Source organism: Ruegeria intermedia (assembly GCF_900129345.1).
Lineage (GTDB): Bacteria > Pseudomonadota > Alphaproteobacteria > Rhodobacterales > Rhodobacteraceae > Ruegeria > Ruegeria intermedia.
Genome location: NZ_FQVK01000027.1, coordinates 13,787 through 35,554, shown reverse-complemented (window position 1 = coordinate 35,554; position 21,768 = coordinate 13,787). Strand labels below are relative to the sequence as shown.

At 69.1% G+C, this 21,768-nt stretch carries 23 protein-coding genes and 2 pseudogenes; 16 read left to right on the top strand and 9 right to left on the bottom strand.

The features are described from left to right. The first annotated feature begins 222 nt into the window (after window positions 1-222). The 9 genes from F3H26_RS16450 to F3H26_RS16410 all read left to right on the top strand — a co-directional run bounded on the left by F3H26_RS16450 (window position 223) and on the right by F3H26_RS16410 (window position 7,468). Window positions 223-597 carry a thiol-disulfide oxidoreductase DCC family protein gene (locus tag F3H26_RS16450; protein ID WP_104009270.1) on the top strand — a complete coding sequence of 125 codons (375 nt, stop codon included), beginning with the start codon at window positions 223-225 and terminating at the stop codon, window positions 595-597. Further along, window positions 594-1,157: a CIA30 family protein gene (locus tag F3H26_RS16445; RefSeq protein ID WP_149777080.1), complete on the top strand. Its 564-nt coding sequence runs from the start codon at window positions 594-596 to the stop codon at window positions 1,155-1,157. Before F3H26_RS16450 ends, F3H26_RS16445 begins: the two co-directional genes overlap by 4 nt. 98 nt (window positions 1,158-1,255) lie before the next feature. Next, window positions 1,256-2,434, top strand: coding sequence for an efflux RND transporter periplasmic adaptor subunit (locus tag F3H26_RS16440; protein ID WP_149777079.1), 1,179 nt, complete (start codon window positions 1,256-1,258; stop codon window positions 2,432-2,434). Between the two features lie 3 nt (window positions 2,435-2,437). Further along, window positions 2,438-3,646: an ABC transporter permease gene (locus F3H26_RS16435; protein WP_149777078.1), complete on the top strand. Its 1,209-nt coding sequence runs from the start codon at window positions 2,438-2,440 to the stop codon at window positions 3,644-3,646. Then, window positions 3,643-4,341: an ABC transporter ATP-binding protein gene (locus F3H26_RS16430; RefSeq protein WP_149777077.1), complete on the top strand. Its 699-nt coding sequence runs from the start codon at window positions 3,643-3,645 to the stop codon at window positions 4,339-4,341. The genes F3H26_RS16435 and F3H26_RS16430 overlap by 4 nt, the downstream gene beginning before the upstream one ends. A gap of 89 nt (window positions 4,342-4,430) precedes the next feature. After that, entirely contained in the window at window positions 4,431-4,964 is a 534-nt protein-coding gene (locus tag F3H26_RS16425) for a fasciclin domain-containing protein (protein ID WP_149777076.1), read from the top strand. A 22-nt stretch (window positions 4,965-4,986) separates the two neighbouring features. Beyond that, complete coding sequence (locus tag F3H26_RS20045; protein WP_149777075.1) at window positions 4,987-5,280, top strand: deoxyribodipyrimidine photo-lyase; 294 nt, start codon at window positions 4,987-4,989, stop codon at window positions 5,278-5,280. Beyond that, window positions 5,277-5,942, top strand: a complete 666-nt coding sequence (locus F3H26_RS16415; protein WP_149777074.1) for an SDR family NAD(P)-dependent oxidoreductase — start codon at window positions 5,277-5,279, stop codon at window positions 5,940-5,942. The genes F3H26_RS20045 and F3H26_RS16415 overlap by 4 nt, the downstream gene beginning before the upstream one ends. Beyond that, entirely contained in the window at window positions 5,936-7,468 is a 1,533-nt protein-coding gene (locus tag F3H26_RS16410) for a cryptochrome/photolyase family protein (protein ID WP_149777073.1), read from the top strand. Before F3H26_RS16415 ends, F3H26_RS16410 begins: the two co-directional genes overlap by 7 nt. Window positions 7,469-7,471: 3 nt before the next feature. Here the strand turns inward: F3H26_RS16410 and F3H26_RS16405 are convergent, their stop codons facing one another. The 8 genes from F3H26_RS16405 to F3H26_RS16370 are packed head-to-tail and all read right to left on the bottom strand — an operon-like array spanning window position 7,472 to window position 14,312. Next, entirely contained in the window at window positions 7,472-7,897 is a 426-nt protein-coding gene (locus F3H26_RS16405) for a DUF3429 family protein (RefSeq protein ID WP_149777072.1), read from the bottom strand. After that, on the bottom strand, window positions 7,894-8,451 hold the full coding sequence (locus tag F3H26_RS16400) for a glutathione peroxidase (RefSeq protein ID WP_149777071.1): 558 nt from the start codon (window positions 8,449-8,451) through the stop codon (window positions 7,894-7,896). The genes F3H26_RS16405 and F3H26_RS16400 overlap by 4 nt, the downstream gene beginning before the upstream one ends. Continuing rightward, window positions 8,448-9,212, bottom strand: coding sequence for an SDR family NAD(P)-dependent oxidoreductase (locus F3H26_RS16395; RefSeq protein ID WP_104009261.1), 765 nt, complete (start codon window positions 9,210-9,212; stop codon window positions 8,448-8,450). Before F3H26_RS16395 ends, F3H26_RS16400 begins: the two co-directional genes overlap by 4 nt. Next, a complete protein-coding gene (locus F3H26_RS16390) occupies window positions 9,209-9,772 on the bottom strand; it encodes a DUF3833 domain-containing protein (protein WP_104009260.1) in 564 nt (187 codons plus the stop codon). The genes F3H26_RS16395 and F3H26_RS16390 overlap by 4 nt, the downstream gene beginning before the upstream one ends. After that, window positions 9,772-11,019, bottom strand: a complete 1,248-nt coding sequence (locus F3H26_RS16385; RefSeq protein WP_223162540.1) for an MFS transporter — start codon at window positions 11,017-11,019, stop codon at window positions 9,772-9,774. The genes F3H26_RS16390 and F3H26_RS16385 overlap by 1 nt, the downstream gene beginning before the upstream one ends. Then, window positions 11,012-12,214, bottom strand: a complete 1,203-nt coding sequence (locus tag F3H26_RS16380) for an SAM-dependent methyltransferase (RefSeq protein WP_149777070.1) — start codon at window positions 12,212-12,214, stop codon at window positions 11,012-11,014. Before F3H26_RS16380 ends, F3H26_RS16385 begins: the two co-directional genes overlap by 8 nt. Continuing rightward, the gene (locus F3H26_RS16375; protein WP_149777069.1) at window positions 12,211-12,993 is read right to left on the bottom strand and encodes a DUF1365 domain-containing protein; all 783 of its coding nucleotides are present in this window, start codon (window positions 12,991-12,993) and stop codon (window positions 12,211-12,213) included. Before F3H26_RS16375 ends, F3H26_RS16380 begins: the two co-directional genes overlap by 4 nt. Continuing rightward, complete coding sequence (locus tag F3H26_RS16370) at window positions 12,990-14,312, bottom strand: NAD(P)/FAD-dependent oxidoreductase (RefSeq protein ID WP_149777068.1); 1,323 nt, start codon at window positions 14,310-14,312, stop codon at window positions 12,990-12,992. Before F3H26_RS16370 ends, F3H26_RS16375 begins: the two co-directional genes overlap by 4 nt. A gap of 299 nt (window positions 14,313-14,611) precedes the next feature. Between F3H26_RS16370 and F3H26_RS16365 the strand changes: the two genes are divergently transcribed. From F3H26_RS16365 to tcmP, 6 genes are all read left to right on the top strand, one after another. Further along, the gene (locus F3H26_RS16365) at window positions 14,612-15,175 is read left to right on the top strand and encodes a sigma-70 family RNA polymerase sigma factor (protein WP_104009256.1); all 564 of its coding nucleotides are present in this window, start codon (window positions 14,612-14,614) and stop codon (window positions 15,173-15,175) included. An 8-nt stretch (window positions 15,176-15,183) separates the two neighbouring features. After that, window positions 15,184-15,825, top strand: a complete 642-nt coding sequence (locus tag F3H26_RS16360; protein WP_149777067.1) for a ChrR family anti-sigma-E factor — start codon at window positions 15,184-15,186, stop codon at window positions 15,823-15,825. A 1-nt stretch (window position 15,826) separates the two neighbouring features. Continuing rightward, entirely contained in the window at window positions 15,827-17,245 is a 1,419-nt protein-coding gene (locus F3H26_RS16355; protein ID WP_149777066.1) for a cryptochrome/photolyase family protein, read from the top strand. A gap of 39 nt (window positions 17,246-17,284) precedes the next feature. Continuing rightward, complete coding sequence (locus F3H26_RS16350) at window positions 17,285-17,761, top strand: TspO/MBR family protein (protein WP_104009253.1); 477 nt, start codon at window positions 17,285-17,287, stop codon at window positions 17,759-17,761. A 480-nt stretch (window positions 17,762-18,241) separates the two neighbouring features. Then, the gene (locus F3H26_RS16345; RefSeq protein ID WP_149777065.1) at window positions 18,242-19,000 is read left to right on the top strand and encodes a DUF5131 family protein; all 759 of its coding nucleotides are present in this window, start codon (window positions 18,242-18,244) and stop codon (window positions 18,998-19,000) included. Further along, window positions 18,889-19,797, top strand: coding sequence for a three-Cys-motif partner protein TcmP (gene tcmP / locus F3H26_RS16340; RefSeq protein ID WP_149777064.1), 909 nt, complete (start codon window positions 18,889-18,891; stop codon window positions 19,795-19,797). The genes F3H26_RS16345 and tcmP overlap by 112 nt, the downstream gene beginning before the upstream one ends. On the opposite strand, the pseudogene F3H26_RS16335 reads toward tcmP, so the two are convergent. Further along, window positions 19,784-20,864: pseudogene (locus F3H26_RS16335) on the bottom strand (IS481 family transposase); the annotation flags it as partial. The gene tcmP and the pseudogene F3H26_RS16335 sit on opposite strands and share 14 nt — an antisense overlap. Before the next feature lie 208 nt (window positions 20,865-21,072). Here F3H26_RS16335 and F3H26_RS16325 point away from each other — a divergent pair. Continuing rightward, a pseudogene (locus F3H26_RS16325) lies at window positions 21,073-21,698 on the top strand (transposase); the annotation flags it as partial. Between the last annotated feature and the right edge of the window lie 70 nt (window positions 21,699-21,768).

Below are 21,768 nucleotides of genomic sequence, written 5' to 3'. Positions count from 1 at the left end.
CCAAGGCTTAGGGGCCCCAGATTTGCGAAGTCCTTGTGAAGGTAGGTCGCGCCCCTGGTTTGATGGTTTCCATTGCAGGGATGGGCCGAAGAAAAAATGTGAGAACGATGCCTCGCCCGAGCCCGCTGGTGGAACGGGGGCGTGAAGAGTTTGCCCGAAACCTGATCCAACCTGCGGGCAGAACCGTAAGGAGAAAGACGAACAAGAAAGGCGGTCGGCAGCATGTGGCGGACAACGGTGTTCTATGACGGCAGCTGCCCCCTGTGCACGGCGGAAATCGACCACTACCGGCGCAGGGATCGGCGCGGCGCCCTTGAGTTCGTCGATGTATCCAAACCTACGGAGCGCCTGCCTGAAGGCGTTGATCGCGCGGCCTTGATGGCCCGGTTCCACGCGCTGGCGCCGGATGGTCGGCTACGCTCGGGCGCGCGGGCGTTCGTGACCGTCTGGGCGCAGCTGCCAGGCTGGCGATTTTTGGCCCACGTGGCCGGGCTGCCCGGAGTGCTGGCACTGCTCGAAGGGCTCTACCGGCTGTTCCTGCCGGTGCGACCGCTCTTGGCCCGGGTGGTTCGGTTGAGTCGAGGGCGCGTGGCATGAGGCGCGCCTTGGCGGGCATGGCCGGGATCTGCCTTGCCGCGGTGATGTCGCTGGCGGCTGCGGCGGGGGAGAGGATGAACACTCTGGACGAGTTCAGCGAAGGCCTGTCGCCGGACTGGTCCTTCGTCACCGATCAGGTAATGGGCGGGGTCTCGACGGGAAAGGCCACGCTTGAGCGAGCGGATGGCGAGGCATTCCTGCATCTGACCGGGCGGGTCAGCACCGAGAAAAACGGCGGTTTCATCCAGGCACGGCTCATGCTCGAGCGCCCTCTCCCGGCAACGGCCCGGGGGCTCGAGCTTGAGGTGCGCGGCAACGACCAGACCTACTATGTCCATCTGCGCGGGCGCGGGCCCTCCCTGCCGTGGCAGTTCCATCAGGCGCCGTTCGAGGCCGCCGCCGACTTGCGCGTCGTGCGCATCCCCTTTGACGCCTTCCGCCCGCGCGGGATGATCCTCGGCCGGCCGATCGCGCCCGAGCGGATCCGCAGCATCGCGGTGGTCGCCTATGGACGCGATCACGAGGCCGATCTGGCCGTGCGCCGGCTGGGGTGGTATTGATCGGCGTGGCCCGATCTTCACGGCGCCCCCGCCGTATCCTGACCACCGCGAGCGCGCCCATCGCCGCATTCGGCCAGCGCAACAACAGGCAGGACGCCATGACCGAGCCGACCCGGAAATCCGTTGCCCCCGGCATCGCCGGCACGAGCACCGGCACGGGCGCGGGGGGGGAGACCGCGCTTGTGCCGCTGCCCGCGCGCGAGGACGCGCCCGCACGCCGGGCGCGCCGGTGGCCGTGGCTTGTCGCGCTTGTCGTTATTCTCGCCGGTGCGGGGTTGGCCTTCATGCGCGGCGGCGGTGGAGGGCCGGCCGTTCCGGTCGAGGTTCTTGCGCCGGCGCCGGCCGAGCGGGTGCTGATCGTCTCGGGACGAACCGAAAGCGCGCTCTCCGCCGATCTGACCAGCCCCGTGGCGGGCACCGTCCTCGCGGTCCTCGCCGAGGAGGGGCAAAGGGTTGCCGAGGGCGCCGAGCTTGTCAGCCTCGATGACGGCAGGGCGCGCGCCGCACTCCGGCAGGCGATTGCCGCCCTCGATGCCGCGATGCTGCGCCGACAGCAGGCAGAGGACGACGCCCGGCGCGCCGAGGAACTGGGTGCGGTCGTGCCGAAGGTCGAACGCGACCGCGCCGAGAAGGCGCTGGCTCAGGCCCGCGCCGAGGAGGAGCGCCTTTCGGCCGCCGTCGAACAGGCGCGCCTTGCGCTGGCCGACTACAGCATTCGCGCGCCCTTCGCCGGCACTGTCCTGAGCCGCGCCGTCGATCCGGGCGAGACGGTTCAGCCCGGCCGGCTTCTCCTGCGGCTTGCCGATCTCGACAGGCTGCGCGTCATTGTCGAGGTGGATGAAGCTCTCGCCGCCGCTGTCCGTCCCGGCCAGCGGGCGGTTGTCGAGCTTGCGGGGCGGGATGCGCTGCTCGAGGGGCGCGTCGCCTGGATCGCGCCCGAGGCCGATGCCGTCACCGGAACGGTGCCGGTTCGTATCGCCTTCGAGAACATGCCCGAGGGGGCGCAGGTGGGCCTGACGGCAGTGGTGAACATCACCGTGGCACAAAGCGCGGCGGCGCTGACGGTGCCGCGCTCGGCGCTCGTCGAGGGGCCGGCGGTCTTCGTGCTGCGCGACGGGCGGGCGGTGAAGACCCCGGTCGAGATCATCGACTGGCCGGCGGAGCGGGTGGAGATCACGGGCGGGCTGGCCGCAGGCGATACGGTCATCCTGAACCCCGAGGGGCTGGCCGACGGGCAGGAAGTGCGCGCCGCGCCGCCCCCCGGCGGGGCGGGCTGAGCCATGCTCTACGGGGCCAAGATGGCGTGGCGGCATCTGGGGTCCGCGCCGGGGCAGACCGCGCTTCTGGTGGCGGGCGTGGCCGCGGCGGTGTTCATCTTCATCTTCATGAGCGCGCTCATCGGCGGGCTGGCGGAGCTTCTGGTCAACCGCACGCTCGGGAATCAGGCCCATGTCACCGTCGCAGCCCCGGACCGGCCGCTGCCCCTCCTCGTGCCTGCGCAGGGGCGCCACATCCTCGCCGCAAGGCAGGCCTCGACCAGCCCCAGCCTGGGGCTCGCGGCGCCGCGCGCCTGGGAGGCGACGCTTGCAGCCTTCCCCGGCGTGCGGGTGATCGCGCCGAAGCTCGTGGGCAGCGGCGTGCTGATCCGGGGCGAGGTGACCCGGCCGGTGACGCTGACCGGGCTGGAGCCGGGGCGCGAGAGCGCGATCATCCGTTTTGAAAGGTCCATGGTGGCGGGCACGGCGGCGCTGGCGGCGGGCGGGGTTCTGATCGGCGAGACGCTGGCGCGCGATCTTGGATTGTCCGTGGGCCGGGCCGTCACCTTCCGCGCCGACAACGGCAACAGCGTGACGCTGACGGTGAGCGGCATCTACCGCCTCGGCCTCGGCCAGCTCGACGAGGCGGCCGCCTTCGTGCCCATGAGCGCCGCACAGGCGGTGCTGGAGCGGCCGGGCCGTGTCTCGGCGATCGAGCTGAAGCTCGACGACCTCTATGCCGCGCCCGCGGTGGCCGCGCGCATTGCCGCCGCCACCGGGCTCGACGTGACGCCCTGGACCGAGACAAGCGCCCAGCTTTTCGAGGCGCTGCGCGCGCAGGGCAACACCGGGCTGATCCTCAAGGTATTTGCCATGATCACCGTGGTCATCGGCATCGCCTCGGCGCTGATGCTGACCACCTTCCGCCGGCGCGGCGAGATCGGCATCATGCGGGCCTTCGGCGCCACCCGGCGCTTCATCCTCTATGTTTTCGTGCTGGAGGGCGCGCTGATCGGGCTGGCGGGCGGGCTGGCGGGCGCGCTCCTGGCTGTGGCGGCCCTGTCGCCCTTCCCCCCGATCGAGGAGGTGCAGCCCGGCCAGCTGCCGGTCGATCTCGGACAGGGCTCGATCGGGCTCGCCATATGGCTCACCACGCTCGGGGCAACGCTTGCCGCGCTCCTGCCCGCGCGCGCGGCGGCCCGGCTCGATCCGGTCGAGGCGATCCAGCAATGAGCGCGCCGGTTCTCGAAGTGCGCGAAGTGCACAAGGTCTATGGCGAGGGGGCCACGGCCACGCATGTGCTCAAGGGCGTGAGCCTTGCCATCGACCGGGGCGAGATGGTGGCGCTGATCGGGGCGTCGGGCTCGGGGAAAAGCACGCTTCTCAACATTCTCGGCACGCTGGCGCGGCCCACGTCGGGGCAGGTGACGATGCTGGGCGAGGACCTTACCCGCGCCGACGACGACACCCTGACCGAGTTTCGCAACCGCCATATCGGCTTCGTCTTCCAGTTCCACCACCTGCTGCCCGACTTCACCGCGCTCGAGAACGTGATGTTCCCCTCCGCCGTGCGCGCGGGGCGCGAGCGGGCGCAGGCGCGGGCGCGCGCGGCGGCGCTTCTCGCGCAGGTCGGGTTGAGCGAGCGGGCGGATTTTCGCGCCACGCAGCTTTCGGGCGGGCAGAAGCAGCGGGTGGCGATCGCGCGGGCGCTGATGAACGGCCCCGAACTCATCCTCGCCGACGAGCCGACCGGCAACCTCGACCGCCAGAACGCCATGCAGGTGATGGATCTGCTGGCGCGCATCAACCGGGAGAGCGGCACCAGCTTCCTGATCTCGACCCATGACGAAGAGATCGCCGCGCGCTGCAGCCGCCGCGTCGTGATCAGCGACGGGGTGATCGCGGCGGACAAGCGCGCCGCCCGCTGAGATTGTTCGCGCGAATCTTTGGCGAAGAGTGAACCGCGCGCCGGCGCGAGCCGTATCTTCAGCACAACCAACCCCAGAGGAGGACTTCCATGTTCCGCATGACCCAACTGGCCACCAGCGCCGCGCTCTCGATGGCCGCTGCCACCATGGCCTTCGCCACCGCGGCGACGCTTGCGCTCGCGCCCGTTCCGGCGCTCGCCGGCGCCCACATGAAGAAGGACATCGTCGATACCGCCGTCGAGGCCGGCAGCTTCAACACGCTCGTGGCCGCGGTGCAGGCCGCGGGCCTTGTCGAGACGCTCAAGGGCGAGGGCCCCTTCACCGTGTTCGCGCCCACCGACGAGGCCTTCGCCAAACTCCCCGCCGGCACGGTGGAAGAGCTGCTCAAGCCCGAGAACAAGGGCAAGCTTACCGCCATCCTCACCTACCATGTGGTGCCGGGCAAGGTGATGTCCTCCGACCTCAAGGACGGCATGATGGCCAAGACCGTTCAGGGTCAGGAGGTGAAGTTCTCGCTGATGGGCGGCGCCAAGGTGAATGACGCCAATATCGTTCAGGCCGACATCGAAACCTCGAACGGCGTGATCCACGTGATCGACACGGTGATCCTGCCCGCCGAGTGACGGTCGGAACGGTTCCGGTCCCATGGCCGGGCGAACCTCCCTGCAGGTCGTGTGCTTCAAGCGCGACCTTCGCGCAAGTGACAACTCCCCGCTTTCGCGCGCCATCCAGCATGGGCCGGTCCTGCCGCTCCACATCGTGGAGCCGGCGCTCTGGCGGCTCGAGGATGCCTCGGGCCGCCAATTTGCATTCAGGCGGGGGCACGCATGGCCGCCGGTGCTGGGCGAGGTACGCCCTTGCTCGATGAGCTGTTGGCAGGCGCGCCATCATGCCCGACAGGACCGAAACGGGGAACTGCCAAGCGAGACAGAGACATGAGCGACCGCGCCCTCGTCATCGGGGCTTCGGGCGGCATCGGTGACGCCCTCGCCGAGGAATTCACGCGACGGGGCCATGCCGTCACCGGCCTGTCGCGGCGGGCCGACGGGCTCGATGTAACCGACCCGGCATCGGTCGAGCGCGTGCTGGGCGGGGTCGAGGGGCCCTTCGCGCGCGTCGTCGTGGCCATTGGCATCCTTGCGCCGGCAGGCCGGCGGCCCGAGAAGAGCCTGGCCGAGATCGACGCCAAAGCCATGGCTGAGGTGATGGCCGTCAACGCCATCGGCCCGGCGCTGATCCTGCGGCACCTGCCGCGGCTTCTGCCCCGCGAGGCGCCAGCCGTTGCGGCGGTGCTGACGGCGCGGGTGGGCTCGATCGGCGACAACCGGCTGGGCGGCTGGTTCTCATACCGCGCCTCGAAGGCGGCCGCCAACCAGATCGTGCATACCGCCGCCATTGAGCTTGCCCGAAGGCATGCGAAAGCGGCGCTGGTGGCGCTGCATCCGGGCACCGTGGACACGCCCTTCACCGCCGCCTATCGCGGGCACGAAAAGCTCGACCCGGCCGAAGCCGCGCGCCGCCTCGCCGAGGTCATGGACGGCGTCACCCCCGCGCAGTCGGGCGGCTTTTTCGATTGCCGGGGCGAGGTCGTGCCGTGGTAGCGCCGCGTCTCGTCCTCGTTCTCGGAGATCAGCTGACCGAGACCGTCGCCGCGCTGCGCGCCGCCGACCGGGGCCGCGACCTCGTGCTGATGGTCGAGGTGATGGACGAGGCCACCCATGTGCCGCATCACCCCCAGAAGATCGCGATCTTCTTCGCCGCGATGCGCAAGTTCGCCGCACGCCTTGCCGGCAAAGGCTGGCGCGTGGCCTACAGCCGTCTGGACGATCCCGATAACGCGGGCTCGATCCCGGCCGAGCTGTTGCGCCGCGCCGAAGAGACCGGCGCCTTCGAGGCGATCGCCACCGCGCCCGGCGACTGGCGGCTGCGCGCGGCGCTCGAGGCGGTGCCGCTGAGGCTGCGCATTCTGGAGGATGACCGCTTCCTCTGTTCGGCGCGCGACTTCGCGGCCTGGGCCAAGGGGCGCAAGACGCTGCGGATGGAATGGTTCTACCGCGAGATGCGCCGCAGGACGGGGCTGTTGATGGAGGGCGACGCCCCCGCCGGCGGGCGGTGGAATTTCGACGCCGAGAACCGCAAGCCGCCGAAGGCGGGCCTCGGCTTTCCCGACCCGCCCGTCTTTGCCCCCGACCGGACGGTGCGCGAGGTGCTCGATATCGTCGCCGACCGCTTCGGCGCGCATTTCGGGGAACTCGAGCCCTTCGGCTGGCCCACCGACCGCGACGAGGCGCTGACTCTTCTGGCCCATTTCCTGCGCCGCGCCCTCCCATGCTTCGGCGACTTTCAGGATGCCATGGTGACGGGGGTGCCGGTGATGTTCCACTCGCTGCTGTCGCCCGCGCTGAACCTCGGCCTTCTCTCCCCGCTCGAGGTCTGCCGCGCGGCCGAGGCCGAATGGCGCGCGGGCCGGGCGCCGCTCAACGCGGTCGAGGGCTTCATCCGGCAGATCCTCGGCTGGCGCGAGTTCATCCGCGGGGTCTGGTCCCTGGAAGGACCGGACTACATGCGCCGCAACGCGCTGGGCCATCGCCGCAAGCTGCCCGCCCTCTACTGGGGCGCGCCCACGCGGATGCGCTGCATGGCCGAGGTAGTCGGCCAGACCCGCCGGCGCGCCTATGCCCATCACATCCAGCGGCTGATGGTCACCGGCAATTTCGCGCTGCTCTCCGGGGTCGATCCGGCGGAGGTGCATCGGTGGTATCTCTCGGTCTATGCCGATGCCGTCGAATGGGTCGAGGCGCCCAACACGCTGGGCATGAGCCAGTTCGCCGATGGCGGGATGGTGGCGTCAAAGCCCTATGTCTCCTCGGGCGCCTACATAAACCGGATGTCGGACTACTGCCGCGGTTGCGCCTATGACGTGACGGCACGGACCGGCCCGAATGCCTGCCCCTTCAACCTGCTCTACTGGCACTTTCTCGACCGCCACCGCGACCGCTTCGCCGCGAACCCGCGCATGGCGCAGATATACCGCGGCTGGGACGGGCGCGACGGTGCCGTCCGCGCGCGGGTGCTGGCCGAGGCCGAGGCGTTCCTTGCCCGGCTGGACGCGGGCGAGCCGGTCTGACCGTCAAACCGCGAGCGCGGCAAGGGCAAGCGCGGCGATCGCGCCCGCCGTCAGCCAGAGGCGCAGGCGCGGATACCAGGCGGGTGCCTCGGTGCGCGCCGTCGCGGTGCGTTCGGCCGCGAGCAAGCCGGCGAAGGCCGCAGCCAGAAGGGCAAGCCCGGACAGGGGCGGCAGGAAGGGCGCGGCCAGGGCCGGCAGGGCGAGGAGTGCGAAGCCCGCCTGCCGCAGCGCGCCGCCGCCGGCGGCCAGCACCATCGCCCAGCGGGCGCCGGCCATGAAGGCGAGAATGACCGCGCCCCAGGTCAGCTCGGCCTGAAGCGCCACGTAGGCCAGGCCTATACCCGGCGCGAGATGGGCCAGAGCCGCAAGGCCCCAGAAGGGAACGAGCCCCGCCGTGCCGAGCGCCGCCGCAGCGCGGGCCGTGCTCATGCCGCGGGCGCGGCCAGCGCCGCCTCGATCGCGGCGCGGGCCTTGCGCGCGGTGGGCTTGAGCGTGCTCGGCATCCAGGTGATGATGCGCCCGTCGCGGCCGATGAGATACTTGTTGAAGTTCCAGCGCACGCGCTGGCCGGACTCGGCCGCAGCCCATTTGAAGAAGGGGTGCGCCGCCGCGCCCACCACATGCACCGGCGCCGTCATCGGAAAATCGACGCCATAGGTCAGCTCGCAGAAGTCCTTGATCTTGCCCGCCTCGTCATATTCCTGCCGGAAGTCGGTCGAGGGCGCGCCGATCACCACCAGCCCGCGGTCGCGATAGTCCTGCCAGACCTGGACGAGGTCGCGGTATTGCGGCGTGAAGCCGCAGAACGACGCGGTGTTGACGACGAGCAGCACCTTGCCGCGCCATTGCGACAGCGGCATCGCGCCGCCCTCGAGCGCCTCGAAGGTGAAGTCCCAGGCGGTCTGCGCCCGGGCGGTGGCTGGCACCAGCGCAATCGCGCCGGCCCCGGCGATCAGTTGAAGCATGGTGCGACGGTTGGTCATGTCCGGTCCTCCTGTGAAGATTTCGCGCCGCTGCCGCGAAAGAGGGCGTGAAAGAGCGGCAGCGGCAGGAAGCGCCCGAGCGTGAAAGCCCAGGCAAACGGCGCGGGGAAGCTCGTCGAGAACCGCCCCGAGCGGATCGCCGCCAGGGTGCGGCGGGCGGCGTCTTCCGGTTCCATGATCTGGGGCATGGCAAAGCTGTTCTTCGCCGTCAGCCGGGTGCGGATGAAGCCGGGGTTGACGCGCTGCACCACCAAGCCCGATCCGGCAAGATCGGCGCGCAGGTTCTCGGCCAGATGCATCAGCGCGGCCTTGGACGCGCCATAGCCGATGGCACCAGGCAGGCCGCGAAAGCCCGCAAGCGAGCCGATCAGCACCACCCGGCCCGCCCCGCGCGCGGCCATGCCGGGCACCACATGCGACAGCACCGTGAGCGCGCCGGTGAAGTTGACCTCCGCGATCGCCTCGGCCACGCCCGGCCGCCAGGCGCGCGCGCTCATCGGCTCATAGGCGCCGGCGGCATAGATCACCCCGTTGGGCAGGCCCACCGCCTCGGCCACCTGCGCGACGGATTCCGAATCCGTCACATCCAGCGGCTGCGCGGTCATGCGCGGCTCTTCCGCCGCCAGCGTCTCGAGTGCTTCTCGGGAGCGGGCCGAGGCGATCACCTCAGCCCCCTCGCGGGCCATCAGGCGCGCAAGCTCGCGCCCGAGGCCGGCGCTTGCGCCCACGATCCACCAGCGCTGGCCGGTGAAGCCGCTCATTGCCCGCGCTCCGCCGCGGGGCGGATGGTGGCCACGAGCTCGGCCACCTTGACCCCGAACTTGCGCATCTGCGAGCGGTTGAGGATCACCCCGTCGGGGGCGAGATACATCCAGTCCACCACGTCGAGCACATGCCCGCCGGCCGCTTGCGGAAGGCGCAGCCGGTAGGTGAGCCGCGCGGTCGCCCCCGAGACCACGCCCTCTGCCTGACCCATGATGTCGGGCGCGGTGGCGGTGAAGCGGCCGCCCTCATGCACCGTGATGGTCCAGGCGCGCTCCTGCGTCATGCCCGAGGCGTAGCGGAAGCTTTCCGAAAGCCGGCCGGTCGCGCCCTCCCACGCGCCGTTCATCTCGGCCACGAAGCGACTTGTCACCGCGCCCGTGGGCCCGAAGATCACGCCTTCCGAGATCATCATGCCACCGAGATGGGTGCGCAGGTCGAAGGCCGGTTCGGTGCCGGCATAACGGGCGGGCGACTGCGCGGCGAAGCTGAAGAAGAGCCGCTGGGCGGCAAGCCCGAGCGCGAGCAGCACGAAAAGGGTCGCGAAGAGCTTGAGCATCAGAAGACCTTTCGGGGCAGCGCCAGCAGAAGGCCAAGCGCGAGGAGTTTAAGAAGGCAGGGAAGGACCGCATAGCCGAGCACCAGCGCCCGGGCGGCGGCCGGGTCCGGCGCGGTGCCGGGCACATAGCCGGCGAGCGACAGCACCGGCAGCACCAGCGCGGCGGCAAGCGCGAGCGCCAGCTTGCCCGCGAAGGACCACAGACCAAAGGCAAGCCCCTCGGGCAGGTCATGGCGGGCCAGAAGCGCGGCAAAGAGCGCAGGCAGAAGCACCAGCTCTGCCCCCACCGCCGCGCCCGAGCCGAGTGTCACCGCGCCAAAGCGCCAGGCGGCACCCGCGGGCAGCACCGCCGCCCAGCCGAAGGCGGCGATGGCCAGGAGCATCGCCGCCGCCAGCACCGGGCGCGTGCCGAACCGGCGCGCAAGCGCCGCCCAGCCCGGAGCGGCCACGGCGGCGGCAAGGAAGAACCCGGCGAGATAGGCGCCGGCAAGCGGGCCAAGCCGCAGATGATCCTCGACGAAGAACAGAAACAGCGTCGCCGTCACCGCGACTGGAAGCACGTTCAGCAGCGCCAGCGCCAGCAGCCAGCCGCCGCCCGCGGCGATTAGCGGGCGCAGCGCAGGCGGCGCGGCGGCGCGCGGCGCGATGCCCGCCCAGAGCGGCCGCGCCGCCCACCAGACCACAAGGGGCGCGAGGGCCATCACGATACCAAAGGCGGCATAGCCGGCGCGCAGCCCGATCCCGGCGGCGAGAAACGCGGGCAGAACCGAGGCGACGAGCACACCCACAAGCGCACCGCTCTCCCGCCAGGCGGCGAGGTTCAGATGCGGGCCGGCCTCGCGGCTTGCAGCGATCTCGACCGACAGCGCATAGAGCAGGATCGTGCCCAGGCTGTAGGCGGTGAACAGCACCACGAGCCCCGTTGCCATGAGCCACAGCCCCGGCTGTGCGGCGAACACCGCCGCAAAGCCGCCGCCAAGGCTGAGGAGCGCCAGCGCCGCGAGCCCTCCGGCGCGCGAGCGCATCCGGTCCACCAGCCGCCCGAGAAGCGGATCCTGCACGAAATCGAGCACGCGGAGCGCCAGCAAGATACCGCCGACCGAGGCCAGCGGCAGCCCCAGCGCGGCCACAAAGCGCGGCAGATGCACGTAAAGCGGCAGCCCGGCCGAGGCCAGAAGCCCCGCCATCAGCGCCACGCGCCAGCGCGCGTCAGTGGGCGCGAGCGAAAGGGCGGCCGCCTCAGCCATGCTCGAGCACCACCTGCACCACATCCGTCTGCCCAGTGGCGAAGGCGGCGGCGCAGGCATTGAGGTAATAGCGCCAGGTCCTGAGCGCGGTGGCGTCGAAGCCGTAGTCGGCGAGCCGGCCGGCGCGGGCCTGCATGCGGGCGTTCCATTCGCGCAGGGTGCGGGAATAATCCGCACCAAAGGTGAAGCGGTCCACAACCTTCAGCCCCGCCCGGAGCGCCTCGAGCGCGATCACCGCGTCGCACAGCAGCATCCCCCCGGGGAAGGTGTGATGGCGGATGAAATCGGTGCCGCGGCGGTAGATGTCGAAGGTGGCATCGGGCACGGTAATCGCCTGGATTACTGCCCGCCCGCCGGGTTTCAGCCGCGCCTTGAGCGTGCCGAAGTAGGTGGGCCAGTAGCGCTCGCCCACCGCCTCGATCATTTCGATCGACACGATGTTGTCGAACTGCCCGGACACGTCGCGGTAATCCTGCAGGCGGATCTCGGCGCGCCCGTCGAGGCGGGCGTCGGCATGGGCCTTCTGGCTGGGCGAGATGGTGATGCCGGTCACCCGATGGCCGCGCTCGGCGGCGCGCTCGGCGAAGCCGCCCCAGCCGCAACCGATCTCCAGAAGGCTCCCCGTCGCGGGGCCGAGCTTCTCGAGGATTCGGTCGCATTTGGCCAGCTGCGCAGCTTCGAGCGAGGTTTCGCCGCCGGCATAGAGCGCCGAGGAGTAGTGCATCCCCATATCGAGCCACTGGCGGTAGAACTCGTTGCCCACATCGTAATGGGCGCGGATGTTGCGCGCCGCTCCCGCCTTCGAATTCGCGCGCAGGAGCCGGTCGACCGCGCGCAGCGCCAGGCGCATGAGCGGCCGCGGGCGGTCGAACCCGCCCAGCTCGTCAAGATTGAGAAGTGCGAGCGCGCAGACCGCCTCGATGTCGGGGCTGTCCCAGAGCCCGGCCACATAGGCCTCGCCGAAACCCACATCGCCACGGGCGCGCATCGCCGTGACGGCGGACCAGTCGCGCAAGATCAGCTCGGCCTGCGGCTCGCCGCGCCCGAAGTGATGCACCGCGCCTTCGGGGGTGGTCAGCCGCAGGCTGCCTTGGCGGATGGAGGCGCAGGCATCGAGAAAGGCGGAGCGCACCGAGCGGCGCAGGATCGCAGGGCGCGACGGCGCGGCCGCCGGGTTGGCAAAGGTGTCGGTCATGGGCTGGTCTCCTGGGTCGGGGGAGCGGGGCGGTCGCGCCAGCGCGCGCCCTTGAGCGCAAGGCGGGCGGCATGCCAGTGGATGAGGGCGAGCGTGCGCAACGGCCCCAGCGGATGGCGCAGAAGCAAGGCGAAGGCCGCGCGCCGGGCGAGAGGGATCAGCGGGCCGGTGAGTCTCGCGGCCACGCCCTCTGCGCCGTTGCGGTGCAGGATGCGTATGTCGAGCGCCTCGGGGCGGATGTCGAAGCGGAAGGCATAGTCGCCGGCCACGTCCTGAAACGGCGAGACGTGAAAGATCTTGGCCGCTGTCAGCGTGTCCTCCGGGGCGATCGGCCGCCCGTCGGGGTGATGGCAGAGATAGGAATGGCGGTCGCCCCAGATATTGGTGACCTCGGCGATCACGGCCACCAGCGCGCCGCCCTTCCACGCCAGCCAGAAGCTCACCGGGTTGAAGCTCCACCACAGAAAGCGCGGGGTCGTCAGAAGCCCCAGCCGGTCGGGCCGGATGCCGCGGCGGCCCAGCACCTCGCGCGCCCAAGGCGCACCCCGTCCGCGCCCGGGTGGGCCGCCGTGGTCGACACTGCGCACCGCCAGCAGGCCGAACCGCCGGCGCAGCGGCCAGGGCAGTGGCGCGCCAGCCTCGGGTTCGGCCTCGGCGTTGGCCTCGGGGTCGATCAGCACCATCTCCACCCGGTGCGACAGGCTGTGGCTCACCGGCCCGCGGCGGCGGTGGGTGGTACGCCCGGCAAGGCGCAGCGGCATGGCAGGGAGCGCGCTCATGCCGGCAGCATCCCTTCGGCGCGCCCTGCACCAGCGCCGAGCCTGCGGGCCTTGGCATCGAGCCCGCGCGCGACCCGCGCGGCACTTGCGCAGCCGTCCTCGTGAAAGCCGTGGCGCAGCCATGCGCCCGCGAACCAGGTGTTGCTCGCGCCCTGCATCGCCGCGATGCGCGCCTGCGCGGCAAGCGCGGCGCGATCGAAGACCGGGTGGCGGAAGACGGTCTCGTCGTAGATGCGCTCCTCGCGCAGCCTGCGCGGCGGGTTGAGGGTGACGAAGAGCGGATCGATCTCGGGGATGTTCTGAAGGCGGTTCATCCAGTAGGTCACGCCAACGCCCTTTACGCCTGCCTCGCGGCTTGAGACATAGTTCCATGCCGACCACGCCTTGCGCCGGCGCGGCATCAGCGCGGCATCGGCATGCAGCACGGCGCGGTTGTCCTGAAAGCGGATCGCCGAGAGCGCGGTGCGCTCCTGCGCCGTGGCATCGGACAGAAGCCGCAGGGCGACATCGGCATGACAGGCAAACACCACCTCGTCGAAGCGTTCGGGCGCTCCGCCAGGCAGGCCGAGCGTTACACTTCCGCCCTCGCGGCGGACATGCGCGACCGGCGTGCCGGTGCGCAAGGCCACGCCGCGGCGCTTCAGGTCGGCGGCGAGGCGCTCGACATAGGCGATGGAGCCGCCCCTCACCGTCCACCACTGGTGCTGGCCGCGGGCCGACATCAGACCGTGATTGAGGAAGAAGCGCACCATGGCGCGAGCGGGAAAGTCGCCGATCCGCACCGCCGGCGTGGACCAGATCGCCGCGCACATCGGCCGCAGGTAATGGTGCTCGAACCAGCGCCCCAGCCGCAGATGCGCCACCAGATCGGAGAGCGTCATGTCGTCGGTTGCCGCCTCGGGCGCGCGCGCGTTGAAGCGCAGGATGTCGCGGATCATGCCCCAGAAGGCGGGGCGAAGCGCGTTGCGCGGCTGGGCGAGCAGCGCGCCGGGCGAGCGCAGGGCGTATTCGATCCGCCCATCGGCAAGCGAGGCGCCGAAGCTCATGTCGCTCTTCTGAACCGGCACGTCGAGATCGTCGAAAAGCCGGCCGAGATGGGGGTAGTTGGCATGGTTGAAGACGATGAAGCCCGTATCCACGGCCCGGTCACCGGTCCGTCCGGCCACGACGGTGCGCGCATGCCCGCCAAGCCGGGGTGCGGCCTCGAACAGCGTGACCTGGTGGGCGGGAGCGAGAAGCCGCGCCGCGTAAAGGCCGGAGATGCCGCCGCCGATCACGGCAATGCGGCGCGGTGCTGCCGGGTGGGCGTCGAAGGCCATGGGCAAATCCTTTCGCGATCGTCACCTCGTCTTACGCATCAGCCAGACGGCCGGATCAGATCGAGCGCAACCGGCGCATCTTTCTGCCCTTCGAGAGTGATCCGGCCATGCAGCGTCTGCGTAACTCCGACATGACCCTCGATCATGCACCTGACACTGCCTGCGACACCTTCGCGCCCGCCGCCCCGCCCCCTTCGACTTGCCTTCGGGCCGGCGAGGCGCTTCGGTGTCTCGGAACGAGCGCCTCGTCTCGCTGCGGTCGGGAGGCGGGCGCGGACGGGCGGCAGCGAGGGACAGGCATGACCGGCGAGGTCGATACGATCAGCGAGGAAACCCGGCTCCTCATCCGGGTGCGCGACGGGCGCGACCGTCAGGCCTTTGCCGCACTCTTTGCCCATTACGCGCCGCGGCTGAAGGCGATGCTGCGGCGCGGGGGCATGGGCGAGGCGCAGGCCGAGGAGGTTGTGCAGGAGGCGATGCTCGCCGTCTGGCACAAGGCCACCCAGTTCGACCCGACCCGCGCCAGCGCCTCGGCCTGGATCTACCGCATCGCCCGCAACCGCCAGATCGACATCTTCCGCCGCGAGGGCCGCCCGGTGCCCGACGAACTCACCGAGTCGCCGCCGCCCGAACCTGACGCCGCCGACGCGCTGGCGCTTGACCAGGAAACCCGCCGCCTGCGCGCCGCGCTCGAGGCGCTGCCGCCGGCCCAGCGAGAGATGGTCGAGCGCGCCTATCTCGGCGAGCTGTCCCACAGCGAAATCGCCGCGGCGACCGGCCTGCCGCTCGGCACCATCAAGTCGCGCATCCGCCTCGCGCTCGAGCGCCTGCGCCACGAACTCAAGGATCTCCGCCAGCCATGACGCCTGCGATGACGCACCACATCACCCACCACCTGCCCGAGCCGATGCTGGCCGACTATGCCGCCGGCCGGCTGGGGCACGCCTTCTCGGTGGCCGTCGCCGCCCATGTCTCGCTCTGCGACGAGTGCCGCGCGCGGCTCGCCGCGCATGAGGCCGCCGGCGGCGCGGTGCTCGAGACACTGCCGCCCGAGCCGGTCTCGGACGATCTCATGGCGCGCGTCATGGCGCGGCTTGACGACCCGGCCGCCGCACCGCCCGAGCCGCCGGCGCCCTCAGGCATCTTTCCCGGCCCCGTCATGGCCGCGCTCAAGGGCCGCCCGCCGCGCTGGCGCTCGCTCGGCATGGGGATCCGCCAGTCGCTCCTGCACGCGGGCAAGGACGGCTCGCTCAGGCTTCTCTACATCCCCCCGGGCCGCGCGGTGCCCGACCATGGTCACGAGGGGCGGGAGCTGACGCTGGTGCTGCAGGGCGCGTTCCACGACGAGACCGGGCATTTCGGCGTGGGTGACATCGAGGTGGCGGATGCGAGCCTCGAGCACACTCCCGTGGCCGATGAGGGCACGCCCTGCATCTGCCTCGCCGCCACCGACGCGCCGCTCAGGTTCCGCGCCCTCGTCCCGCGGCTGTTGCAGCCGATCTTCCGCATCTGAGATGGGCAGCGCCATCGCCATCCACTGGTTCCGCCACGACCTGCGGCTGGCCGACAACCCCGCGCTTTCCGCCGCCGACGCGCGGGGCCGCGTGGTGCCGGTGGTGATCGATGACCCCGCGCTCGAGGCCGCTCACCCGCCGGGCAGCGCCTTCGCCTGGTGGCGCGACCGCTCGCGTGCCGCGCTCGACCGCGCGCTCGGAGGCGCTCTGCGGGTTCTGCGCGGCGATCCGGCAACGCTTCTCACCGATCTCGCGGCGCGGCACGGCGCAAGCCTCGTCACCTGGACGCGCGCCTATGAGCCCTGGACGATCGCCCGCGATACCGCCGTCAAGGCGGCGTTGAAGGCGCGCGGGCTGAGCGTTGAAAGCCACAACGGCGCGCTCCTGTGGGAGCCGTGGGAGACGGTCAAGCCCGACGGCACGCCTTACCTCGTTTTCACCCCCTTCTTCCGCCGCGGCTGCCTTGGCGCCGCCCAGCCGCGCCGCCCGCTGCCCGCCCCGCGGCTCGATCCGGTCCCGCGCGCGGGTGACGAGCCGGGCGTCACCACGCGCTCCGAGGCGCCGTGGGAGCGCAAGCTCGCCCGCCACTGGCAGATCGGCGAGGCGGCGGCGAAGGCGGCACTCGCGCGTTTCGTCGAAGAGCGCCTCGCGGGCTATGCGAAGGGGCGCGACTTTCCGGCCCTTTCCCATACCTCGCGCCTCTCGCCGCATCTCGCGCATGGCGAGATCTCGCCCAATGCCGTCTGGCACGCCGTCGAGGGCGCAGGCCCCGCGCAGGATGTGGCATCCTTCCGCGCCGAGCTCGGCTGGCGCGAGTTCTGCGCCCACCAGCTCTTTCACTTCCCCGATCTGCCCGAAGCACCGCTCAGGCCCGAATTCGCCGCCATGCCCTGGCGCGAGGACGCAGAGGCGTTGGCGGCCTGGCAGCAGGGGCGGACGGGCGTGCCGCTGGTGGATGCCGGCATGCGCGAGCTGTGGCAAACCGGCTACATGCACAACCGGGTGCGGATGGTGGTGGCCTCGTTCCTCACCAAGAACCTGCTCATCGACTGGCGCGCGGGCGCGCGCTGGTTCGCCGACTGCTTGGTGGACCACAGCCCCGCGTCGAACGCCGCGAGCTGGCAGTGGGTGGCCGGCTCGGGGCTTGATGCGGCACCGTATTTCCGCATCTTCAACCCCGCCATCCAGGCCGCGAAGTTCGACCCCGAGGGCACCTATATCCGCCGCTTCGTGCCCGAGCTCGCGCCGCTGCCCGACCGCTGGATCGGCGCGCCCTGTACGGCTCCCGAAACCGTTCTGGCGCGGGCAGGCCTGCGGCTGGGGCGCGACTATCCGCGGCCAATCGTCGACCTCGCCGCCTCGCGCGAGCGCGCGCTCGCGGCCTGGCACGCGCTTCGCGGTAACGTGGCACAGACATGACGCCGCACCGGCCAGATCCGAGGAGACACTACCGTGAACATGACGACCACTCTCGTCGCGCTGCCCTTCTTCGCGGCCGCCCTCGCCGCCGCGGCCTCGGGGGCCTTCTTCGAGGTCAATGGCGCCTGGTATCAGAGCCTTCGTGCCCCGTCCTTCCGCCCGCCGCCGTGGCTGTTCGGGCCGGTCTGGACCGTGCTCTACGTGATGATCGCGGCGGCCGGCACACGGCTCGCGCTGCACGCTGAGGGCGCGGACGCTCCTGCACTGGTGGCAGTCTGCCTCGGTCTCTGGGCGCTGCAGATGGTGCTCAACGCGCTGTGGACACCGGTGTTCTTCGGCGCCCATGACCTCGGCGGAGCGCTGGTGCTCATCGTGCTGATGTTCGCATCCACCGCGCTCCTGGCCGGGCTTGCATGGAAGGTTGACCGGGTCGCCGCGCTTCTGCTTCTGCCCTACCTCGGATGGGTCGGCTTCGCGACGATCCTCAACGCCGCCTTCTGGTGGCTGAACCGTTGATGTGACGCCATCATCCGCCCGGATCGCGGATTGTTTGCTGCCGCCAGCGAACGGGCTGGATCTCGCGCAAGTTGTGGAGAACGTCCGAACCCAGTCCCGTCCCCTCCGCCACTTGCCCTTGGCAAAGCGTTCTCTCGATCCGGCCGCGCCCGAAATTTTCCGTTGTTTTCGAGGGTTATGCGAGTGGGGCTGTTCACCTCCGCCGGCGCGAAACAGCCCAAGTCGGTCTCTCCGGGCCGATATTCTCTGAACCTGTTGACTGCGCCGATTCGGTGAATTTCTCGCAATACATTGATTCTAAACGAACAATGTGTAACGCAACCTAATCACTTCGATGCCGGTGGCGCCTTCGGAGAAACGACTCGCATCGGACGTTCGCTGGAAGTCTCGCGTTCCTGCCGGCTGCTAGCGCCCCCCGCTGTTCGCTCTTTGTGCCGGCTTCAGGGCGTGTTAGCTTGCGGAAAACTGGGAGGCGGTCAGGTGCCACAGAAATCCGAAATCGAGTGGACGGACGCGACATGGAATCCAGTGACCGGCTGCACCAAGGTCGGCCCCGGGTGTGACAATTGTTACGCCGAGCGCTTCGCCGAGAGATGGCGCGGTATTCCCGGCCATCCATACGAGCAGGGTTTCAATCTGAGGCTCTGGCCGTCGCGGCTCCAGCAGCCGCTTGTCTGGAAGAAGCCACGCATGATCTTCGTGAATTCGATGAGCGATCTCTTCCACAAGGATATCGATCGTGCGCTCATTGACCGCGTTTTTGATGTGATGGAGAACGCAGACTGGCATGTGTTTCAGGTTCTGACGAAGCGCAGTTCGCTCATGTGCAAATACGTCCTATCGCGTTACCATGGTGGACCGGTGCCGCCCCATATCTGGCTCGGCGTTTCGGTTGAGGACGCCGGACACACAAGCCGCATTGAGCACCTGAAGCAGATCAGGTCAGACGCACGCTTCATTTCCGTCGAACCGCTCTTGGGACCGATCGAAGACGTCGATGTCAAGGGGATCGCGTGGGCCATTGTCGGAGGCGAGAGTGGGCCAGGAGCACGCCCAATGCACCCCGACTGGGCGCGACGGCTGCGCGATATCTGCGGCAGAGACGGCGTCGCTTTCTTTTTCAAGCAATGGGGCGGTGCCCGGGCAAAGTCCGGCGGGCGTCTGCTGGATGGCGAGGAGTGGAACGGTTTCCCTTGGCAGGTCGTCCCCAAGCCGATCATGGCCGCGCTGGCTGGCTGAGGATGGGGATGAGAAAGAGCCACGTCGAGAACACGGTTGGCCCTTGGGCGAGGCAGAAACTGGATGCGCTCGAGCGTTATCTGGAGGCGTATCACCGCGTGATGCAAAAGCAGCGCTTCAAGCTGGTCTATATCGATGCCTTTGCCGGGGCCGGCTGGTCTCGCGTGCGCTCACAGAATGCCGATGATCCGAGTCTCGACCTCCCGATCGACGATGAGCAGGCTAGGGCGGAGGAGGAATTCATCGCCGGGTCGCCTGTTCGCGCATTGGAGACCGGACGCGGGTTTGACCACTATTTTTTCTTCGATGCCGACGAGCGCCGCACTGCGCAGCTCGAGCAACTAAAGCGGGAGTATCCGGGGAAGAAAATCCAGATCAAGACCGGCGACGCAAACGAGGGTGTGCAGAAGCTTGCAGCTCATTTCGACAAGAGGCCCTTCGGGCGCGGCGTAGCCTTTCTGGACCCCTACGGCCCGCACCTGCATTGGAAGACGGTCGAGGCGCTCGCCGCCACCAGGAAGGTCGACGTGATCGTCAACTTTCCGCTCGCCATGGCGATCAATCGCCTGATCAAGCGCGACGGCGAGATACGGGAAAACTGGATCGCGATCCTCGACGCTTGTTTCGGCGCGCATGAATGGCATGCGCTGGTCTATGAGACCGAAGACGATCTGTTCGGCGCAGAGACCGTTCGCAAGAGCGAGGCGGGCGCCGAACGGCTTCTCGGGCTCTACCACGAGCGGTTGAGGCAAGCCTTCGGCCATTCGGTGACGTGTTCACATAACCTTCTTGGCTAACGAATGACATGACAGTTTCGATTGGGCGTCTGCCTTGGTTTCGGTAACCCAGATGCGGGCGCTCGGTGTTGTAGTGGACGAGCCAGGCGTCGAGATCGGCCTGGAGCGCCTCAACGGTCTGGTAAAAGGTCTCGCGCATCTTCACCCGGAAGAACTCGTCGAGCACGGTGCGGTTGAAGCGCTCCACGAAGCCGTTGGTCTTGGGGCTGCGGACCTTCGTTCGCCGGTGCTCGATGTCGTTGAGCTCGAGGTAGAGCTCGTAAGGGTGGTTCTCGCTGCCGCAGAACTCCCGGCCGTTGTCCGCCAGGATCGCTTTCACCGGCAGGTCGAGGTTCCGATAGAAGGGCAGCACGTCGTTGTGGAGCACCGCCACCGCGGCCTCGGGCTGCTTGGAGACGTGCAGAAAGCCGAAGGCATAGCTGCCGTAGGTGTCGACGACGGCATGCAGGTAGACCTTGCCCACGCCCTTGAGGCTGCCGACGAAGAAGGTGTCAGCCGACAGCAGCTCCCCCGGAGCCCCTGATTCCACGTGCCTTTCCCTGAAACAGGGGTTCTGCTTCTCGAGGAACGCCACCTGTTCGGCGCTGAGCTCGATGGCTTGCTCGGCATGCCGCGCCTCCAGCGCCAGCCAACGGTCATACCGCGTGCCCAGGCCGCTCTCGTTCAGGATCTTCTGGATGGTGATGGACGAGACGCGTTCGCCATTGTGCTCGAACCAATGGCGCATCAATGGCTCACCCCTCCAACGCCAGCATCGCCTCGAAGCGGTTGCAGCCGTAGGCCGGGTGCTCGAGCGCCAGCGCCTTGATCTTCTCCACCACCTCCGGCGGGGTCGTCTGCGGGTGGCTCTTGTGGATCGGCGGCAGGTCCTTCAGCCCCTCGAAGCCATGGGTCTGGAACCGCCGCCGCCACTCGTAGAAGCTGGTGCGGTCCATCCCCCGCCGCCGGCACGCCTCGGCGACGTTGCCCAGTTCTCTGGCCAGTTCAAGCACGCTCAGCCGCTGCTCGGCCACCTTCGTCGCCGCATCCCGCGACCCGCGCTTCTTCGCTGTCGATGATTGTCCCATGAGATGGTCCTCCTTTCCATGTATCGCACGGAAAGAAGGTTAAGGGAAGAGGTGACGCCAAGCCTGATCAGGAACACCAAGGGCAACCCGCTCTATTACCTTCTGTGGGCATCCAGCAATGAACGGGGCGCTCCCATAGCCAATGACCTGCTCCCCTGAAAAGTCCTCGATTTGAGGTTAGCCTGTTCTCCGAACGAGGAGACAGACGATGAAGAGAAGCCGTTTCAGCGAAGCGCAGATCATTGGCATTCTGAAGGAACACCAGGCGGGCATGAGCGCGCCGGATCTGTGCCGCAAGCACGGGATCAGCGACGCGACCTTCTACAACTGGCGACGCAAGTACGGCGGCATGGAGGTCGCCGATGCGAAGCGGTTGAAGGCGCTCGAGGCCGAGAATGCGCAACTCAAGAAGATGCTGGCCGAGCAGATGATGGATGTGGCGACGCTGAAAGAGATGCTCGGAAAAAACTTCTGAGGCCCGGCTCACGGAGGAAGGCTGTGGACTGGGCCATGAAAGAGAAGAGCTATTCGCAACGACGCGCCTGTGCGCTGGCCGGTATCGATCCGCGTGTCTATCGGCGCACATCGAAGCGTCCGGCTGACACGGAGCTGCGCGTCAGGATGAAGGAGCTGGCGTCCGAGCGGCGCCGGTTCGGCTATCGGCGGCTGCACATCCTGTTGAAGCGCGAGGGCTGGGAAGTGAACTGGAAGAAGCTCTACCGGCTCTACCGCGAGGAAGGGCTGACGGTGCGCAAGCGGGGCGGACGCAAGCGCGCGATCGGGACCAGGGCGCCGATGGCGATCCCGCAGGGGCCGAACCAGCGCTGGTTGTTAGCGCCGATGTAAAACTGACCCGGGTCGCCGGTTAAAAACTGGCCCGCCTGTTAACGTGCTCTTCCGGTTT

Coding starts and splice junctions, on each gene's coding strand:
- F3H26_RS16380 (WP_149777070.1), bottom strand. CDS start 12,214: ATGACCGACACCTTTGCCAACCCGGCGGCCGCGCCGTCGCGCCCTGCG.
- F3H26_RS16350 (WP_104009253.1), top strand. CDS start 17,285: ATGACGACCACTCTCGTCGCGCTGCCCTTCTTCGCGGCCGCCCTCGCC.
- F3H26_RS16415 (WP_149777074.1), top strand. CDS start 5,277: ATGAGCGACCGCGCCCTCGTCATCGGGGCTTCGGGCGGCATCGGTGAC.
- F3H26_RS20045 (WP_149777075.1), top strand. CDS start 4,987: ATGGCCGGGCGAACCTCCCTGCAGGTCGTGTGCTTCAAGCGCGACCTT.
- F3H26_RS16375 (WP_149777069.1), bottom strand. CDS start 12,993: ATGAGCGCGCTCCCTGCCATGCCGCTGCGCCTTGCCGGGCGTACCACC.
- F3H26_RS16355 (WP_149777066.1), top strand. CDS start 15,827: ATGGGCAGCGCCATCGCCATCCACTGGTTCCGCCACGACCTGCGGCTG.
- F3H26_RS16395 (WP_104009261.1), bottom strand. CDS start 9,212: ATGAGCGGCTTCACCGGCCAGCGCTGGTGGATCGTGGGCGCAAGCGCC.
- F3H26_RS16435 (WP_149777078.1), top strand. CDS start 2,438: ATGCTCTACGGGGCCAAGATGGCGTGGCGGCATCTGGGGTCCGCGCCG.
- F3H26_RS16405 (WP_149777072.1), bottom strand. CDS start 7,897: ATGAGCACGGCCCGCGCTGCGGCGGCGCTCGGCACGGCGGGGCTCGTT.
- F3H26_RS16365 (WP_104009256.1), top strand. CDS start 14,612: ATGACCGGCGAGGTCGATACGATCAGCGAGGAAACCCGGCTCCTCATC.
- F3H26_RS16360 (WP_149777067.1), top strand. CDS start 15,184: ATGACGCACCACATCACCCACCACCTGCCCGAGCCGATGCTGGCCGAC.
- F3H26_RS16385 (WP_223162540.1), bottom strand. CDS start 11,019: ATGGCTGAGGCGGCCGCCCTTTCGCTCGCGCCCACTGACGCGCGCTGG.
- F3H26_RS16440 (WP_149777079.1), top strand. CDS start 1,256: ATGACCGAGCCGACCCGGAAATCCGTTGCCCCCGGCATCGCCGGCACG.
- F3H26_RS16370 (WP_149777068.1), bottom strand. CDS start 14,312: ATGGCCTTCGACGCCCACCCGGCAGCACCGCGCCGCATTGCCGTGATC.
- F3H26_RS16400 (WP_149777071.1), bottom strand. CDS start 8,451: ATGACCAACCGTCGCACCATGCTTCAACTGATCGCCGGGGCCGGCGCG.
- F3H26_RS16445 (WP_149777080.1), top strand. CDS start 594: ATGAGGCGCGCCTTGGCGGGCATGGCCGGGATCTGCCTTGCCGCGGTG.
- F3H26_RS16430 (WP_149777077.1), top strand. CDS start 3,643: ATGAGCGCGCCGGTTCTCGAAGTGCGCGAAGTGCACAAGGTCTATGGC.
- tcmP (WP_149777064.1), top strand. CDS start 18,889: ATGGGGCGGTGCCCGGGCAAAGTCCGGCGGGCGTCTGCTGGATGGCGA.
- F3H26_RS16425 (WP_149777076.1), top strand. CDS start 4,431: ATGTTCCGCATGACCCAACTGGCCACCAGCGCCGCGCTCTCGATGGCC.
- F3H26_RS16390 (WP_104009260.1), bottom strand. CDS start 9,772: ATGCTCAAGCTCTTCGCGACCCTTTTCGTGCTGCTCGCGCTCGGGCTT.
- F3H26_RS16450 (WP_104009270.1), top strand. CDS start 223: ATGTGGCGGACAACGGTGTTCTATGACGGCAGCTGCCCCCTGTGCACG.